16 protein-coding genes are annotated in these 15,974 nt (G+C 41.2%); 3 read left to right on the forward strand and 13 right to left on the reverse strand.

The window, feature by feature from the left end:
- Position 1: 1 nt before the first annotated feature.
- The 12 genes from GQR52_RS05155 to mraZ are packed head-to-tail and all read right to left on the reverse strand — an operon-like array spanning position 2 to position 13,445.
- A complete protein-coding gene (locus tag GQR52_RS05155) occupies positions 2–922 on the reverse strand; it encodes a D-alanine--D-alanine ligase (protein ID WP_024592944.1) in 921 nt (306 codons plus the stop codon).
- Positions 919–2,370: a UDP-N-acetylmuramate--L-alanine ligase gene (murC, locus tag GQR52_RS05160; RefSeq protein WP_002957994.1), complete on the reverse strand. Its 1,452-nt coding sequence runs from the start codon at positions 2,368–2,370 to the stop codon at positions 919–921. The genes GQR52_RS05155 and murC overlap by 4 nt, the downstream gene beginning before the upstream one ends.
- A complete protein-coding gene (gene murG, locus GQR52_RS05165; protein ID WP_165727678.1) occupies positions 2,371–3,447 on the reverse strand; it encodes an undecaprenyldiphospho-muramoylpentapeptide beta-N-acetylglucosaminyltransferase in 1,077 nt (358 codons plus the stop codon).
- On the reverse strand, positions 3,444–4,619 hold the full coding sequence (ftsW, locus tag GQR52_RS05170) for a cell division protein FtsW (protein WP_007582927.1): 1,176 nt from the start codon (positions 4,617–4,619) through the stop codon (positions 3,444–3,446). Before ftsW ends, murG begins: the two co-directional genes overlap by 4 nt.
- A complete protein-coding gene (gene murD / locus GQR52_RS05175; RefSeq protein WP_165727679.1) occupies positions 4,616–5,950 on the reverse strand; it encodes a UDP-N-acetylmuramoyl-L-alanine--D-glutamate ligase in 1,335 nt (444 codons plus the stop codon). The genes ftsW and murD overlap by 4 nt, the downstream gene beginning before the upstream one ends.
- The gene (gene mraY, locus GQR52_RS05180; protein WP_007582922.1) at positions 5,951–7,033 is read right to left on the reverse strand and encodes a phospho-N-acetylmuramoyl-pentapeptide-transferase; all 1,083 of its coding nucleotides are present in this window, start codon (positions 7,031–7,033) and stop codon (positions 5,951–5,953) included.
- Complete coding sequence (gene murF, locus GQR52_RS05185; protein ID WP_165727680.1) at positions 7,033–8,415, reverse strand: UDP-N-acetylmuramoyl-tripeptide--D-alanyl-D-alanine ligase; 1,383 nt, start codon at positions 8,413–8,415, stop codon at positions 7,033–7,035. Before murF ends, mraY begins: the two co-directional genes overlap by 1 nt.
- A complete protein-coding gene (murE, locus tag GQR52_RS05190) occupies positions 8,412–9,890 on the reverse strand; it encodes a UDP-N-acetylmuramoyl-L-alanyl-D-glutamate--2,6-diaminopimelate ligase (RefSeq protein WP_165727681.1) in 1,479 nt (492 codons plus the stop codon). Before murE ends, murF begins: the two co-directional genes overlap by 4 nt.
- Positions 9,883–11,700: a penicillin-binding transpeptidase domain-containing protein gene (locus tag GQR52_RS05195; protein ID WP_165727682.1), complete on the reverse strand. Its 1,818-nt coding sequence runs from the start codon at positions 11,698–11,700 to the stop codon at positions 9,883–9,885. The genes murE and GQR52_RS05195 overlap by 8 nt, the downstream gene beginning before the upstream one ends.
- A complete protein-coding gene (ftsL, locus tag GQR52_RS05200) occupies positions 11,697–12,023 on the reverse strand; it encodes a cell division protein FtsL (protein ID WP_007582915.1) in 327 nt (108 codons plus the stop codon). The genes GQR52_RS05195 and ftsL overlap by 4 nt, the downstream gene beginning before the upstream one ends.
- Entirely contained in the window at positions 12,020–12,958 is a 939-nt protein-coding gene (gene rsmH / locus GQR52_RS05205; protein ID WP_008167099.1) for a 16S rRNA (cytosine(1402)-N(4))-methyltransferase RsmH, read from the reverse strand. Before rsmH ends, ftsL begins: the two co-directional genes overlap by 4 nt.
- 28 nt (positions 12,959–12,986) lie before the next feature.
- Positions 12,987–13,445: a division/cell wall cluster transcriptional repressor MraZ gene (gene mraZ, locus GQR52_RS05210; RefSeq protein WP_007582904.1), complete on the reverse strand. Its 459-nt coding sequence runs from the start codon at positions 13,443–13,445 to the stop codon at positions 12,987–12,989.
- A gap of 497 nt (positions 13,446–13,942) precedes the next feature.
- Here mraZ and GQR52_RS05215 point away from each other — a divergent pair, with 497 nt between their 5' ends.
- Genes GQR52_RS05215 through GQR52_RS05225 form a run of 3 tightly spaced genes read left to right on the forward strand, consistent with a single transcriptional unit; the run spans position 13,943 to position 14,987 of the window.
- On the forward strand, positions 13,943–14,281 hold the full coding sequence (locus GQR52_RS05215; protein ID WP_010554292.1) for a hypothetical protein: 339 nt from the start codon (positions 13,943–13,945) through the stop codon (positions 14,279–14,281).
- Between the two features lie 6 nt (positions 14,282–14,287).
- Positions 14,288–14,734, forward strand: coding sequence for a hypothetical protein (locus GQR52_RS05220; protein WP_024590208.1), 447 nt, complete (start codon positions 14,288–14,290; stop codon positions 14,732–14,734).
- 10 nt (positions 14,735–14,744) lie between these two features.
- On the forward strand, positions 14,745–14,987 hold the full coding sequence (locus GQR52_RS05225; protein WP_007582895.1) for a hypothetical protein: 243 nt from the start codon (positions 14,745–14,747) through the stop codon (positions 14,985–14,987).
- A gap of 3 nt (positions 14,988–14,990) precedes the next feature.
- Here GQR52_RS05225 and GQR52_RS05230 read toward each other — a convergent pair whose 3' ends face one another.
- On the reverse strand, positions 14,991–15,965 hold the full coding sequence (locus GQR52_RS05230) for a glutathione S-transferase family protein (RefSeq protein ID WP_165727683.1): 975 nt from the start codon (positions 15,963–15,965) through the stop codon (positions 14,991–14,993).
- Positions 15,966–15,974: the final 9 nt, after the last annotated feature.

Raw genomic sequence — 15,974 nt, forward strand, 5'->3', positions numbered from 1 at the left:
ATTAAAGCGTTTGCTCTAAAATGCGAACAACTAATTGTTCAAAAGTTGCCCCATTCGCTTTTGCTGCCATTGGCACTAACGACTTTTCAGTCATGCCAGGTACTGTATTTACTTCAAGCAGGTAAAAGTTACCTTGCTCGTCTTGCATCGCATCAACACGGCCCCAACCACTTGCGCCCACTAAATCAAATGCATCTAGCGATATAGCTTGTAAGTACTTAGTATCTTGCTCTGATAAATCTGCAGGGCAATGATACTGCGTTGTATTTGATTGATACTTAGCTTGGTAATCGTAAAAACCATTTGGTGTCGTCATCTCGATGACTGGTTGTACTTCATCGCCAAGCACTGTAACTGTGAATTCACGTCCCGTGATCCACTGCTCTACAAGCACTTGATTATCAAACTTAAATGCATTAGCTAGTGCGTCTTCAAGTTCTTGTGCTGTACTTGCTTGCGCCATACCTATGCTTGAGCCTTCGTGCGATGGCTTAACCATTACCTTTTTAAACTCACCCATAATAGCTGCAGCATCAAAGCCTTTTTTAGCGTCAACTACGGTATAAGGTGCAGTGCTTAAACCCGCTGATTTAAATAAGTGCTTACAACGTACTTTATCCATAGCAAGTGCTGAACCCAGTACATTACTGCCCGTGTAAGGCAGGTTCATAAACTCAAGCGCACCTTGTACAGTTCCGTCTTCGCCACCACGACCATGCAAAGCAATAAAAACGCGCTCTACATTTAATTCTTTTAACTCCCACAAAGAACGACTTTGCGGGTCAAATGCAATTGCATCAATGCCACTATTTTGCAGCGCATTTAAAACAGCCTGACCCGATCGTAAAGACACTTCACGTTCTGCTGAGTTACCACCTAGCAGTACCGCTACTTTACCAAATTGTGTGTTTACCTGAGTCATACTTCACCTTGCTTAAGTTTTTCTATCGACATACCCGTCGCAGCTAATGTTTTAACTAACTGACCTATATTACCAGCGCCTTGGGTTAATACTAAATCATTATTTTGTAAATTTGCGGCCAAAACGCCTGCAAGCTCTGCATTTGTTGCTACATGTAGCGGCTCTTTGCCACGTTGACGAAGGCTACGACATAAACTTTTGCTATCTGCGCCTACAATAGGGTCTTCACCAGCGCTATACACATCAAGCAATAGCAACTGATCTACATCAGCAAGTACTTTTACAAAATCTTCGTATAAGTCGCGTGTACGGGAAAATCTATGAGGTTGATATACCATTACTAAACGCTTATCAGGCCAACCTTCACGTACTGCTGCAATTGTTGCTGCAACTTCTGAAGGATGATGCCCGTAATCATCAACTAACATCACATTGCCACGCTCGTTTTCAAATTCACCATAGTGCTGAAAACGACGACCAATACCTTCAAACTTCTGCAGCGCTTCTAAAATTGCATGATTCGCAATGTTTTGATCTTTTGCCACAGCAATCGCAGCGGTTGCATTAAGTGCGTTGTGTCTACCTGGCATATTCAACGTGGCAGTTAAACACTCACCTTGTTTGTTAGTTACTGTAAATGTGCATGTATTAGCTGATTGGCTAAAGTCGCTCATGCGGTAATCAGCATCCTTCGATTCGCCATACGTGATAACTGGGCGACCAAAACGCGGGATAAGTTCAGCAGCAACTTCAGAATCAATACATACAACAGCTAAACCATAAAACGGCAAGTTATGGATGAAATCTACATACGTGTCTTTCATTTTTTCAAGACTGCCGCCATAAGTATCCATGTGATCTTCTTCAATATTTGTGATCACCGATACCATTGGCTGTAAGTGTAAAAACGACGCGTCGCTTTCATCAGCTTCTGCAATTAAGAAATCACTTTTGCCTACTTTTGCGTTACTACCTGCGCTATTTAACAAGCCACCAATAATAAAGGTTGGATCAAGCCCTGCTTGTCCATAAATACTCGCAATTAAGCTTGTTGTCGTTGTTTTACCATGCGTACCCGCAATTGCTATACCGTGGCGAAAACGCATTAATTCAGCCAACATTTCTGCGCGGCGAACAACAGGAACTCTTGCGGCTTTGGCTGCAATAATTTCAGGATTTGTTTCATCAATCGCACTTGAAACAACGACTACATTGGCATCTTTCACGTTATTTTCATGATGGCCTATAAATACTTCTGCACCGGCTTTAATTAAACGATCTGTCATAGCGCTATGGGCGATGTCAGAACCTGTAATACGGTAGCCTTCAAAAGCGAGTACTTCAGCAATACCACCCATACCTGCTCCACCAATACCAATAAAGTGAATGGTTTCTATTCGGCGCATTGCAGGGCGTGTGTGTTTTTCTTGTACTGACGTTTCTTTCACTTATTTTCTCTTATTTGTTACTTGCTCACAGTGCGTTGCTACGCTTGCTGTGGCATCTAAAATGGCTTGTTTTTTTGCATTTGTAGCCATTTCAGTAATTAATGAAGGTTGGGCTAAATACGGGCTTAATAGTTCAACAATTGATTGTTTATTAAACTGCCCTTGTGGCATTAATAATGCGCCATTAGCCATCACTAAATATTGTGCGTTAGCTGTTTGATGGTCATCCACAGCATGTGGAAACGGAACAAAAACGGCCATTTTACCTGCCGCTGCAATTTCGCTAACAGTTAACGCACCAGCACGGCAAACAACAATGTCAGCCCAGCTATACGCTGCGTCCATATCATCAATAAATTCAGCTATTTTTGTATTACTGCCTGTAAAGGCATGCATTTTATAAGCGGCTTCTACGGTAGTTAAATGACCCTTACCTGTTTGATGCCATATACTTATTGGAGCTGTATTATTTAGTACTTTAAATGCTTCTGGTAATGTTTGATTAAGCACTTGTGCACCAAGCGAGCCGCCCACTACTAAAATATTGACAGGGCTTGATACATCGCGTTTGGCTATATTCATAACGCTTTGGCGAACTGGGTTACCTACTAGCTCGGCTTGACCCTGTGCAAAAGCACTTGGAAATGCAGCTAATACTCGTGTAGCCACCTTAGCTAGCAGTTTATTGCTCATACCCGCTACAGCGTTTTGCTCGTGAATAACCAGCGGGATACCTAAACTTTTTGCGGCAATTCCCGTTGGACCCGTAACATAACCGCCCATTGCAAGTACTACATCAGGACGCTGTTCTTTCAATACCTTACGCGCCTGCAATACTGCATTAATTACCATGAATGGGGCTTTAATAAGACGCTTTAATCCGTTACCACGAACACCTTTAACGTTAATAAAATCAATATCTATATTGTGCTTAGGTACAACGCTCGCTTCCATTCGATCTGGTGTGCCGATCCAGCTAACTTGCCAGCCCTGCTGTTTTAAATAATCGGCCACTGCAATACCGGGAAAAATGTGTCCGCCAGTTCCACCAGCCACTACTACTAATTTTTTACTCATCGCTTACCTCCGCGTGAGGTGGCTTGTTTGGTTGCCATTTTGGTTTCAAAATCTACGCGTAATAAAATACCCGTGGCAATCGTCATAATTAATAAGCTTGAGCCACCATAAGAAATAAACGGCAGGGTTAAACCCTTCGTCGGTAAAATACCTGCGCTCGCACCTACATTCACCATGGTTTGAAATGCAAACCAAATACCAATGGCAAATGAAAAGTAGCCTTCGTATTCCTTGCCGCACTTAAGCGCTTGTTGACCTATTAATAAGGCCCTAAATACTAAAGTAGCTAATACCGTTAAAATACTCACAACGCCTATTAAGCCAAGTTCTTCACCTATAACGGCAAAAATAAAATCGTTATGTGCTTCAGGTAAATATTGTAGCTTTTGTACACTGTTACCTAAGCCTTGGCCAAACCAACCACCTTGGCTATATGCCATTAGCGATTGCACCAATTGATAACCCTTGCCAAAAGGATCATCCCAAGGGTCTAAAAAGCCAACAACACGTGCCATACGATATGGTTCAACAATAATAAGTAATACAACCAGACCAACGCCCGTTAAAATAAGTACAAAAAACTGCCATAACTTAGCACCAGCTAAAAACAATAAACCAACCGTTGTTACAAACATAACAACCACTGTGCCTAAATCTGGCTGCAGCAGAATAAGCAGTGCATACACTGCAAATACAGCAATTGGCTTTGCAAAGCCTTTAATATTTTCTTGTACTTCTTCGCGTTTTCTTACCAAATAACCCGCAATATAACTAAAAAAGTACAACTTAGCGGCCTCAGCCACCTGAAAACCAACAGGTCCAATAGGTATCCATCGTTTAGCGCCGTTTACTTCACGCCCAATAATCAATACCGCTATTAATAGCACCATGCCTAGTATTAATAGATAAGGGTTTGATCGTTTCCACCACTCCATTGGCACACAAACGCTTATCCAAAAAAGCACAAACGCCATTGCCAAAAACATGCTGTGGCGAATGGTAATATGGTACGGGTCATCAAATAACCGCTCTGCGGTAGGCATTGATGCGCTGGTCACCATGATAAAACCAACACCAATTAGCATTATTACGCAGTACAATAGCGGTACATCGTATAACTGCGCCGAAGGCTTAGGTGTTAATGCGTCTCTTATATCGGCAAAAGCAATCATAACGCCCCTGCCATTACACACTGAACAAAGTCATCACCGCGTTGCATATAGTTGTTATACATATCAATACTGGCACATGCGGGTGCTAATAAAACAATATTGCCTGTACTACTAAGTACTTTGGCCAAAGTAACGGCTTCTTCCATATTGTTAGTTAAATAACTCTTATTGGTAATCGCAGCTAAGTCACTTGCATCTTTACCAAAACAAATTAATGCTTTTACATGCTGTTCTATGTAAGGTTTAAGCGCATTTAAATCAGCGCCTTTGGCATCGCCACCAGCAATAACAATCAGATTTTCACCGTCACTAGCTAAACTATCTATTGCAGCAATGGTCGCTCCAACATTAGTTGCCTTTGAATCGTTAAAATACTTTACACCGTTAAGCTCAGCTACAAATTGGCAGCGATGAGCCAACCCATTAAATTGACCTAATGCATTTTTATATTGCTCTTTGCTTACTTCAAACGGACTTAAGAGCGCCATTACTGCAAGCGTATTTAAATAATTGTGCTTACCCACTACCGCAAGCGTATCAACAGGTAAAAAGGCATCGCCTTTAACCATAAAGTGAGTTTCGCCATTATGTTGCGCTAGATGGTAATCACCTTGTTGAGCACCAAAGCTGATTAGGGGGGTAGAACCGCGCTCAACTGGATGTGTTTGACTATCGTCTGCGTTGACAATAATAAGCTCTGCACCGTCATAAATACTTAGCTTTGAGTCTATATAAGCTTGGTAACTGTCGTAGCGATCAAGGTGATCTTCAGACACATTTAATACCGTTGCACTCACAGGTTTTAAACTCGTTGTGGTATCTAGCTGAAAACTAGATAACTCAAGTACATACACGTCAAAATCATCACTGAGCAAATCAAGCACCGCTGTGCCAATATTTCCACCCAAAGCAACTTTATAGCCGGCTTGTTTTAATACTTCATAAGCGAGCGTAACCACGGTTGATTTACCATTAGAGCCCGTTACTGCAACAACCGGTTTTGAATTAATACGTGCAAATAACTCAACGTCGCCAATCACTTCAACACCTGCGTTAATTGCATTTGCAACAGCTGGTATTTTTAAGCTAAGCCCAGGGCTTATAATAATCATATCGCTTGAACAAAGCTCTGCGTCATCCAAATTACCAAAGTGGGTATCTAGAGTTGGCGCGTGCTCTTTTAACCAATCAATCCCCGGCGGGGTTACTCGGCTATCAATGACCTTTGGTGTGAGGCCATGAGATAATAGAAAACGCACAATGCCCAGACCGGTTACACCGAGTCCGAGCACTGTTATTTGTTTGTTTTTTATCTCGTTTAAATACTGCATTTATCGAATCTTTAAAGTAGCTAGGCCAGCAAGCACTAGCACAACAGAAATAATCCAAAAGCGCACAATAACGCGAGGCTCTGGCCAACCTTTTAATTCATAATGATGATGAATTGGCGCCATTCTAAAAATGCGTTGTCCGCGTAATTTATACGACCCCACTTGTAATATCACCGATAGTGCTTCCATTACAAATACACCGCCCATAATAATAAGCAGTAACTCTTGGCGTACTAAAACAGCAATAATACCTAATGCGCCACCAAGTGCTAATGAGCCAACATCGCCCATAAATACTTGTGCTGGGTAAGTGTTAAACCATAAAAAGCCAAGCCCTGCGCCCACAATGGCAGTACATACAACCACAAGCTCACTCGCCAGCGGTAAATGTGGAATATGTAAGTAAGCCGAAAAGTTAATATTACCTGTTAAGTAAGCAATAATTGCCAGTGCTGAAGCCACTAAAATAATTGGCACAATCGCCAAGCCATCTAAACCATCGGTCAGGTTTACCGCGTTTGATGTACCTACTATGGCAAAATACGTAAGCACGATATAAAACAAACCTAATTGCGGTAACACGTCTTTAAAAAATGGAACAACAAGTGATGTTTCAGATGCTTGTGCACTGGTAAAATACAAAGCAGTAGCTACAACTAATGCAATGACTGACTGCCAAAAGTACTTCCACTTAGCAATTAAGCCTTTTGGATCTTTACGAATAACTTTACGGTAATCATCAACAAAGCCAACAATACCTAAAGAGCCAATTACAAACAGTGTTGCCCATACGTATTTATTTGATAAATCGGCCCAAAGTAGCGTGCTGGTAAAAATGGCCGCTAAAATAAGTAAGCCGCCCATAGTCGGCGTACCCGACTTAGACAAATGCGATTGCGGACCATCGTCTCGAACTGTTTGGCCTATTTGCATACGTTGCAAACCACGAATTAACTTAGGTCCTAAATAAAGAGACATAATTAGCGCAGTTAAAATACCTAAAATGGCACGTAGCGTTAAATACGAAAAAACATGAAAACCACTAAAATACTGTGTTAAATACTCTGCCAGCCAAACTAACATTATGATACTCCATTGATGGCTTGTTGCTGGCCATTAACTAAATCGGTTACTAATAATTCCATGCGAGAACTGCGCGATCCTTTCACTACTATTGTTGTTTTAGTATTCACTTTATTAATACTTTCTTGAATTTTTTGCTGCATCTGTTCGCGGCTCGAAAAGTGGCGATTAGGTAGTTCAAACACATCACTTGCGTATTTACTTAACACACCTAATGTAAATAACTCATCAATCCCTTGCTCAAGTGCATACTCGCCAACTTCTTGATGGTACGTACGTGCATCTTCACCTAGCTCACCCATGTCTCCCAGCGCTAAAATGCGGTGACCTTGCATATCACTTAACAAGTCAATCGCAGCCTTTACCGACTTAACATTGGCATTATAGGTATCATCAACCACGGTGAGTAAATCAGACACTTCAATTAAATTAACGCGCCCTTTTACATCACCCATTGTGGCAAGTGCATTGGCTATTTCTTCAAGAGTTACATCAAACTCGCTAGTTAATGCGGCTGCAATAAGCGCGTTCCCAATGTTATGTTTACCAGGCAATGCTAAAGTAACAGGTACTTGCTTGTTTTTAGTGCAAAGCGTAAAGCTTGCACGCGCATTGGCATCAAGCGTGATGTTCTCTGCCCAAATATCTAGTTTTTCAGTTGTAGAAAAACGTTTAACACTTCGCCCTTCAAGCTTATCTAACCAATACGGGCTAAATTCACTATCGCAATTAACAATGGCAACGCCGTCATCTTTAAGGCCATCAAAAATCTCACCTTTGGCTTTTGCAACCCCCATTAAGCTACCAAAACCTTCTAAATGAGCTGCTGCAACATTACATACAACGGCTACATCTGGTTTTGTCATTGCAGTGGTGTAAGCAATTTCACCTAAGTGATTTGCACCTAGCTCAATCACCGCAAAGCGATGTTGAGGCTCTAAGCGCAATAACGTAAGCGGTACGCCAATATCGTTATTAAAATTACCTTTAGTAGCTAATACATCACCGTGAACCGACAAAATTGCTGCACACATTTCTTTTACGGTGGTTTTGCCTACACTCCCTGTAATTGCAATTGTTTTAGGCGCCACTTGCGCCATAACAGCAGTACCAATTACACCTAGCGCAATACGTGTATCGCTTACTATAAATTGTGGAATATCGACATCAACTTTGTGCTGAACAATAACGCCAATAGCGCCTTTTTGTTTAGCCTCAGCTATAAATTTATGCCCATCAAAATTTGGCCCTTTCAGTGCTAAAAACACTTCGCCATCGCACACTGTGCGAGTATCAGTATTTATATTAAGCACGTGCTGATTATCACCTTGATAATCGGTTGTTAGCACATTAGCTAACCAATCAAAATCCATTGGGATCATTGTATTATCCCTCTTACTGCTTTTTTTAGTTGTTCTTGTACATAACGGCGATCGCAAAAGTCGATGCGCTTATCGCCTATAATTTGATAATCTTCGTGGCCTTTGCCTGCAATCAAAATAACGTCATCAGCAGTCGCGTTTTCTATAGCAAAACGAATTGCAGTTGCTCTATCAGCCTCTAAATGGGCATTTTGAGGATGGGTTAAACCCGCTGCCACATCTGCAATAATGTCATCAGGATTTTCTGAGCGAGGGTTATCACTGGTAATAATAACTTTATTAGCGTTTTGCTCTGCAGCTTGCGCCATTAATACGCGCTTGCCTTTATCTCTGTCACCACCGCAACCAAATACACAACTTACACCACCTGGCACATGCTGCTGCAATGCTTGTAACGCAAGGGCAAGTGCATCGGGCGTATGGGCGTAATCAACAACACACGTTGGCATGCCTGCTTGACTAAATGCTTGCATTCGCCCTGCTACTGGCTGTAATTGCGCACAACCTGCAACTAATTGCTCAAGCGGATAACCAAGCCCTAGTAATGTAGCGAGCGCTGCCGTTAAGTTATATAAGTTGAATTCGCCAAACAGAGGCGATTTAATTGAAATATCACCCCAACTTGTCGATAACTGAGCCGAAATACCTTCACTTGAATATTCAACATCAGAAAAATAAACGTATCGGGCATTCTTAGGAGCTAAGTTTTTGCGACCATAACAAATTAGGTTATTAAAATCATACTTTTCAAGCCATTGCTCAGCTTGAGAATCATCTTGATTAAGCACTACAACTTGCGGTTCAAAATCACGGAAAAGCATTAGTTTCGCATCACCGTAACTTGCCATATCACCATGGTAATCTAAGTGATCACGCGAAATATTAGTAAACACAGCCGCTTTAAACGCGCATTTAGCAACACGTTGCTGCACTAACCCATGAGATGATACTTCCATGGCTACTAGCTTTTTATGCTGCGAATTTAAATCACTCAAAATATGTTGTAAATCAACCGCAGAAGGCGTGGTATTAATCAGTGGAATTAAATTATCAGGGTGGCCGTAACCTAAAGTCCCTATAATGGCCGACTCTGTACTGCAAAATTGCGCTAAGTGGGCAATCATTGCTGTGGTTGTCGATTTACCGTTTGTACCTGTCACACCAATTAAATCAAGAGCCTGACTTGGCTGGCTATAAAAGCGACTTGCTAATTCTGGAAGCTTTTTATCAAGCTCCGAAACTAAATATAGTGGCTCAAAACTTGTTTCAAATTCACATAATCTGTCAGCAATAATAGCTGTTGCGCCATTTTCAATTGCTTTATTAATAAATTGACCGCCATCAAGTGCATGGCCTTTAATAGCAACAAATACATCACCTGGCGTTACTTCACGGCTATCAAGGCGTAAATGTTTTACCAGTTGCGAGGGCGCATCTATTTCGATGTATTTTAAAATATCCTTTAAATCACGCATCGTTATCTTTACCTTGTACGTACGCAACCTCTTCCTTGTCAGGCGCTACGTTTAATATTCTTAATGCGTTAGAGATGATTTCTGCAAATGCAGGGCCAGCGGTGGCACCTCCATAGTACACATCACCACCTGGTTCATTAATCATAACTACCACGGCTAAACGAGGATTACTTGCCGGCGCTACACCTGCAAAATAACCTACATATTCATCACCATAACCACCTGCTACGGCTTTTTTAGATGTACCTGTTTTACCAGCTGCACGATACCCATCAACTTTTATGTTGCGAGCAGTACCGTCTTTTTCAAATACACTTTCCATCATGTGCACTACGGCTTCTACGTCTTTTTGTTTAAAAATACGTTCGCCTTCAGGTATATTGTCTTGCTTTAAAATAGTCAGAGGTCGGTTAACTCCACCAGCGCCTAACATGGTATAAAAGCGCGCCATTTGCGCAGTGCTTACCGAAATTGCATAACCAAATGATAAAGTGGCAATTTCAAAGTCAGACCAACGACGATTTGGATAAAACAAACCGCTGCTTTCGCCTACCATGCCTGTTCCAGTGTCACTGCCAAACCCTACTTTTTGGTATAAGCCAACAAGGTAATCTTTAGGCACTAACTGAGTAACCTTCGCAACTCCCATGTTTGAGGAGTACTTTAGTATTTCACGCAATGTTAGTTCGCCGTGATTACGGGTATCTCTCACTAAACTACCACCTAAACGCATCCACCCTGGATAGGTATCAATTGTGTCATCTGCCTTAATGGCGCCGTAGTCTAGCCCAGCCAAAATGGCTAGAGGCTTAACAGTTGAGCCAGGTTCAAACAAATCGGTAATTGCACGATTACGACGTTTATGAGGGGCTGCATCGCTTAAATTATTTGGATTAAATGAAGGACTGTTTACCATTGCCAGTACTTCACCGGTTTTAACATCAACTACCATAGCTGAGCCCGATGTGGCTTTATAAGTCAGTACAGCTGATTTTACGGCCTTGTACGCAATGGCTTGAATTCGTTGATCAATGCTTAGCTCTATACTTTCTGGCTCTACACGTTCACGTTCGTCAAGTACTTCTACCTCACGCCCTTGTGCGTCTTTACGAATGGTACGGCGGCCTTCCTCGCCCGTTAAAGCGTTTTCGTATAGCTTTTCAATGCCTTCAATGCCTTTGCCATCGATATTGGTAAAACCAATAACATGCGCGGTAACTTCACCTGCAGGGTAGTAGCGTTTAGATTCATCTAGTAAATGGATACCAGGGAGGCGTAAATCACCAATATAATTTGCTACAGCAGGAGTAACTTGGCGTTTTAAATACACAAAGCGACGCGAAGGATCGTTTAAAAGTCGAGAGTTAATCTTTTTAGGATCAATACGCAGCACATCGGCAAGCTCGCGCCAGCGTAAATCGTTTTTATAATAAAGAGCAGTACGCTTATCAAGTTCAGCAGTGTTTTCAGTTAAAGATAAGTGATCTTCGCCGCTTTTACGTGCTTGTTTGATTACTTTAGTGACAAGCGACTTATGCAATGCTTTAGGGTCTGCATATACGCTCACAACCGGCACACTTACCGCTAGTTCTTTACCATTACGGTCAAAAATCATTCCGCGTTGCACATGCAGTTTTTCAACACGCACCGTGCGTTTATCACTTTCTGAACGTGCTTTATCAGGTTCTATCACTTGTAAATAAGCAGCGCGAGATACGAGTGTTACAAACACCATAAACACAACTGTACACACCAGCATAAAGCGCCATGTGATTAAATTAGTGACTGGTTTTTTGCCTCTATTTCTCATTGTACTATTATTACCTGCTCATCTTGACTCGTAGGTCGTTTCATTTTTAATTGTGATATAGCAACTTCTTCAATGCGTGCATGTTGCGAATAAAATTCTTCTTCAACAAGTAAGTAGCGCCACTCTAAATCGAGTTCATCACGTTCTTGTAATAATTGATCTTGCTTTATAAGTTGCCCACGAGCTAAATGTGTTGTTTGCACAACAGCTAAACTAGAAGCGAATATCACAACCAACAAGGCCGAGGTTAGCTTGTTAGCACCTAGGCCTTTTAATATTTCAAAGAATAAATTGGGTTGACGATAGCTCGCTTTTTTACTCATCCCAACCTCTGTGCAATCCTAAGTACAGAACTACGAGAACGTGGATTACGTTCTACTTCAACAGTACTTGGCTTAATAGCCTTACCCACTGCTTTTAACGTCAGGTTTTTATTTATTTGTGCATCAGTTAAAGGCAGACCTCTGGGTAACACTTCTCCCCTACTCTGTTTTCTAATAAACTGTTTTACAATACGATCCTCTAGTGAGTGAAACGAAATCACCACTAAACGTCCGCCTGGCTTTAGCACTTTAACTGCAGACTGTAGCGCTGTTTGAATCTCTTCAAGCTCGCTATTAATGTAAATACGAATCGCCTGAAAAGTACGTGTTGCAGGGTGCTTAAACTTATCTTTTACAGGTACTGCTTCATCAACAAGGTCAGCAAGTTGCTTGGTTGTTGTGATTGGCGTGTGCTCACGAACTTCGAGTACTTTGTGTGCAATGCGTTTACCAAACTTTTCTTCGCCCAGTTTTTTAATTACGTGGGTAATATCATCTAACTCGGCTTCTGCTAACCACTGTGCAGCACTGCGACCTGTTGTTGGGTCCATACGCATATCAAGTGGCCCATCTTTCATAAAACTAAAACCACGCGCAGCGTCATCCAGTTGTGGCGACGAGACACCAATGTCTAATAAAATGCCATCCACTTTACCAATGAGATCGTTCTGCTCTGCTACTTCGTATAAATTTGAAAAACGAGTATGTGCAATCGCAAAACGTGGATCATCAGCAAATTTTTCGGCTGATTGTATCGCTTGTGGATCTTGGTCAATTGCTTGCAGGCGACCTTCATCACCTAGGCGTGCTAAAATTTGTCCAGAGTGGCCGCCACGTCCAAACGTACCATCCATGTATATACCGTCTGGCTTAATTGCGAGGGCATCGATGGTTTCGTCCATTAATACGGATACGTGTTCAAATTGCGCTGTCATTAGCTATTATTTGCCTTTTTTTGTGCTGTTAGAGTGTAAAATTATCTAAATCTTGGTTAGGTTCAAAATCACCAAGCCTTTCAAGCTCAGTATCTTGCTGCATTTGCTCGTGCCAACGCGCCTCATCCCAAATTTCAAATTTATTCATCAAACCAACTAGCATGATTTTTTTGCCAAGTGATGCATGAGCCCTCAGTGACGGCGCAAGCAAAATTCGACCATTTTTATCAAGTTGATATTCAGTAGCATTCCCGAGCAACATACGCTGCATTCGACGGGCTCGTGGGTTCATATTGGAGATTTTAGCTAAACGGCTTTCTATTTCTAGCCACTCAGCCAGCGGATACAACCATAAACACGGCTCATTTAATGCGACGGTACAAATAACCGTTCCCTGATCTTCAGACAATAGAGATTCTCGGTACTTAGTCGGTACCGCAAAACGCCCCTTATCATCCAAACTCAGTGAACTCGCGCCACGAAACATAAAAAAACCTACTTTAAAATTGTTTTATTCAACTTTTGTTTATTTTTATCCAGTGTGATCCACTAAAAACCACTTTTTACCACAGTGCTCCAGTTTAGGGCTTGACAAGCCATTTTGTCAAGTAAGCTGACCAGCTTTAGTAAGTCCCAAAGCTAGAAAAAATAAGGGCTCAAGCGAAGCGTTTGAATTACGTGGGAAAAAGTGGGATTGTGATGAAAAAAATATCTATTCTGTTTTTTATAACTTTCTGTTTACACGCTTTGCTTACTGAATAACCAATGAATATTTACAACTTTTTAAGCATTTTTACTCCCTTTGTAAAATTTACCTAACCGTGTAGTAATAGTTACTGTTTACTTTAAATTACCAAATATGAAAAGTTACATACAAATAATAAAAGACAATAAACTCAACAACTTAAAATAAATAACAGTTTTGGTTTAATCATTGCATCATCTAAATCACTATTTAAATTTTTAACTTATTAAGGATTGATTATGGCTACTGCAACAAATACGAAACCAAACACAACTTCAGATGTTAAGCCTGACGTTAAACTAACAAATACTGAATCACCTCTTACAGAGAAAGCAACATCAGCAGCGCACGATGCGGTAGATGCACTTTCTAGCAAAGCAGCAACAGCTGAAAGCAGTGTTCGTAAAGGCGCTTCGAGTTCAGCAGAAGCACTAAGCGAAAAACAACTTATTGCACGCGAAAAGTTAAGTGAATGTACAGCTAAAACCCGTGCATTTGCTTCTGAAAATCCATTAGCAACCGCGGGTATTGCTTTTGCTGCGGGTATGCTGATTACATCACTATTTCGTCGTAAGTAATCAGTGATGAATAACCCACAAACAAGCGCAGCCAAGGATGGTGAAGCGCAAAACCAAACAACTGAGCAGCAGAGCCAAAAGGACGATTGGCAAGATCATATTGCAAAGCTTTTAGAGTACTCTAAGCAGCTCAAGGATGATTACCAAACTCAAGGAAAGATCACCCATCAGCTTGCTAAAGCTGAATGGCGGTTATCGCTTAGATCGCTTGCATTGATCACTATATTTTTAGGCTGTTTTGCCAGTGGTTTGGTTTTGTTGTGGGCAGGATTTCTAGGTGCTGTTGGATACGGTGTATATGATCTTTTTGGGTCAGTATGGCTAAGTATTGCAACAGCTACTTTGCTGCAAGTTGCTTGTTTAGCATGGCTTTGGAAAAATACGGTTTACCTAAGCAATAAAATTGGCTTTAGTAAAACACTTAAAAGCTTAAAACAACTGTTTAACTTATAAGGAAATTAATATGTTGGTTAACTACTTAATTAAAGCACCTAATGAAAACGTTGATGCTCTGAGTAAGCAAATGGATACGCGCAGTGAGTTAAAACGCCAACATCATGCAGCGTTTCAATATAGACTAAAGCGTTTTGCCGCAACTAAAGTGGGACTAACAAGTGCCTTTTTAGCCGGCGCAGCTGTACAAGCAGGGAAAGGCGAAACCAGCTTGGTAAGAAAATACGGCTGGCTTGTTAGGCTGTTTGCTTAAACGCTAAACATTTCTACCGTGATCAGATAAGTAATCAATACTTGGACCACTTGGCACAACTTGTGTTGGGTTGATCATTGTGTGACTAAAGTAGTAATGACGTTTAATGTGGTAAAAATCAACCGTCTCTGCCACACCTTCAACTTGATATAAATCTCTAAGGTATCCGCTCAAAGCTGGGTAGCTTTCAATTGTGCGCAAATTACACTTAAAGTGACCAACATACACACTATCAAATCGAATGAGCGTGGTGAATAATCGCCAATCTGCCTCTGTGAGGTTATCCCCCGTTAAATACCGCTGTTTGCTCAGTATGCTCTCTACTGAATCGAGTGCTTTGAATAAATCGTTAAACGCTTCTTCATACGCATCTTGAGTTGTAGCAAAGCCCGTACGATAAACACCATTATTTATATTTGGATAAATCAGTGCATTTAATTCGTCAATTTTTGGTTGCAGTGCCTCAGGATAGTAATCATCTTTATTACCTGTTAATTCATTAAATGCACTATTGAACATACGTATAATATCGGCAGACTCATTACTAACAATTTTATTGAGCTTTTTATCCCACAATACGGGAACCGTTACTCGCCCAGAATACTCAGGGTTATTTTTTGTATAAACTTGATGTAAGTAATTACTATTAAATAAAGCATCGCCAGTACTGTGGTTTTGCGTATCAAAAGCCCAACCACTATTAAGCATATCAGGACTAACAACCGACACCGTAATTAAATCTTGTAACCCTTTTAATGCTCTAAATATAAGCGTTCGATGCGCCCAAGGACACGCAAGTGACACATATAAATGATACCTGTTCGCTTGAGCTTTAAAACCGGCCTCGCCCGTTATTCCAGCGCTACCATCAACAGTTATCCAGTGACGTAACTGCGCCGCCTCGCGCTCAAACTTACCATTACTTGAATCAGTGTCGTACCATTTATCTTGCCATTGACCGTTAACTAATAATCCCATAAAACTCTC

Source organism: Pseudoalteromonas sp. 31A1, assembly GCF_011378815.1.
Lineage (GTDB): Bacteria > Pseudomonadota > Gammaproteobacteria > Enterobacterales > Alteromonadaceae > Pseudoalteromonas > Pseudoalteromonas arctica.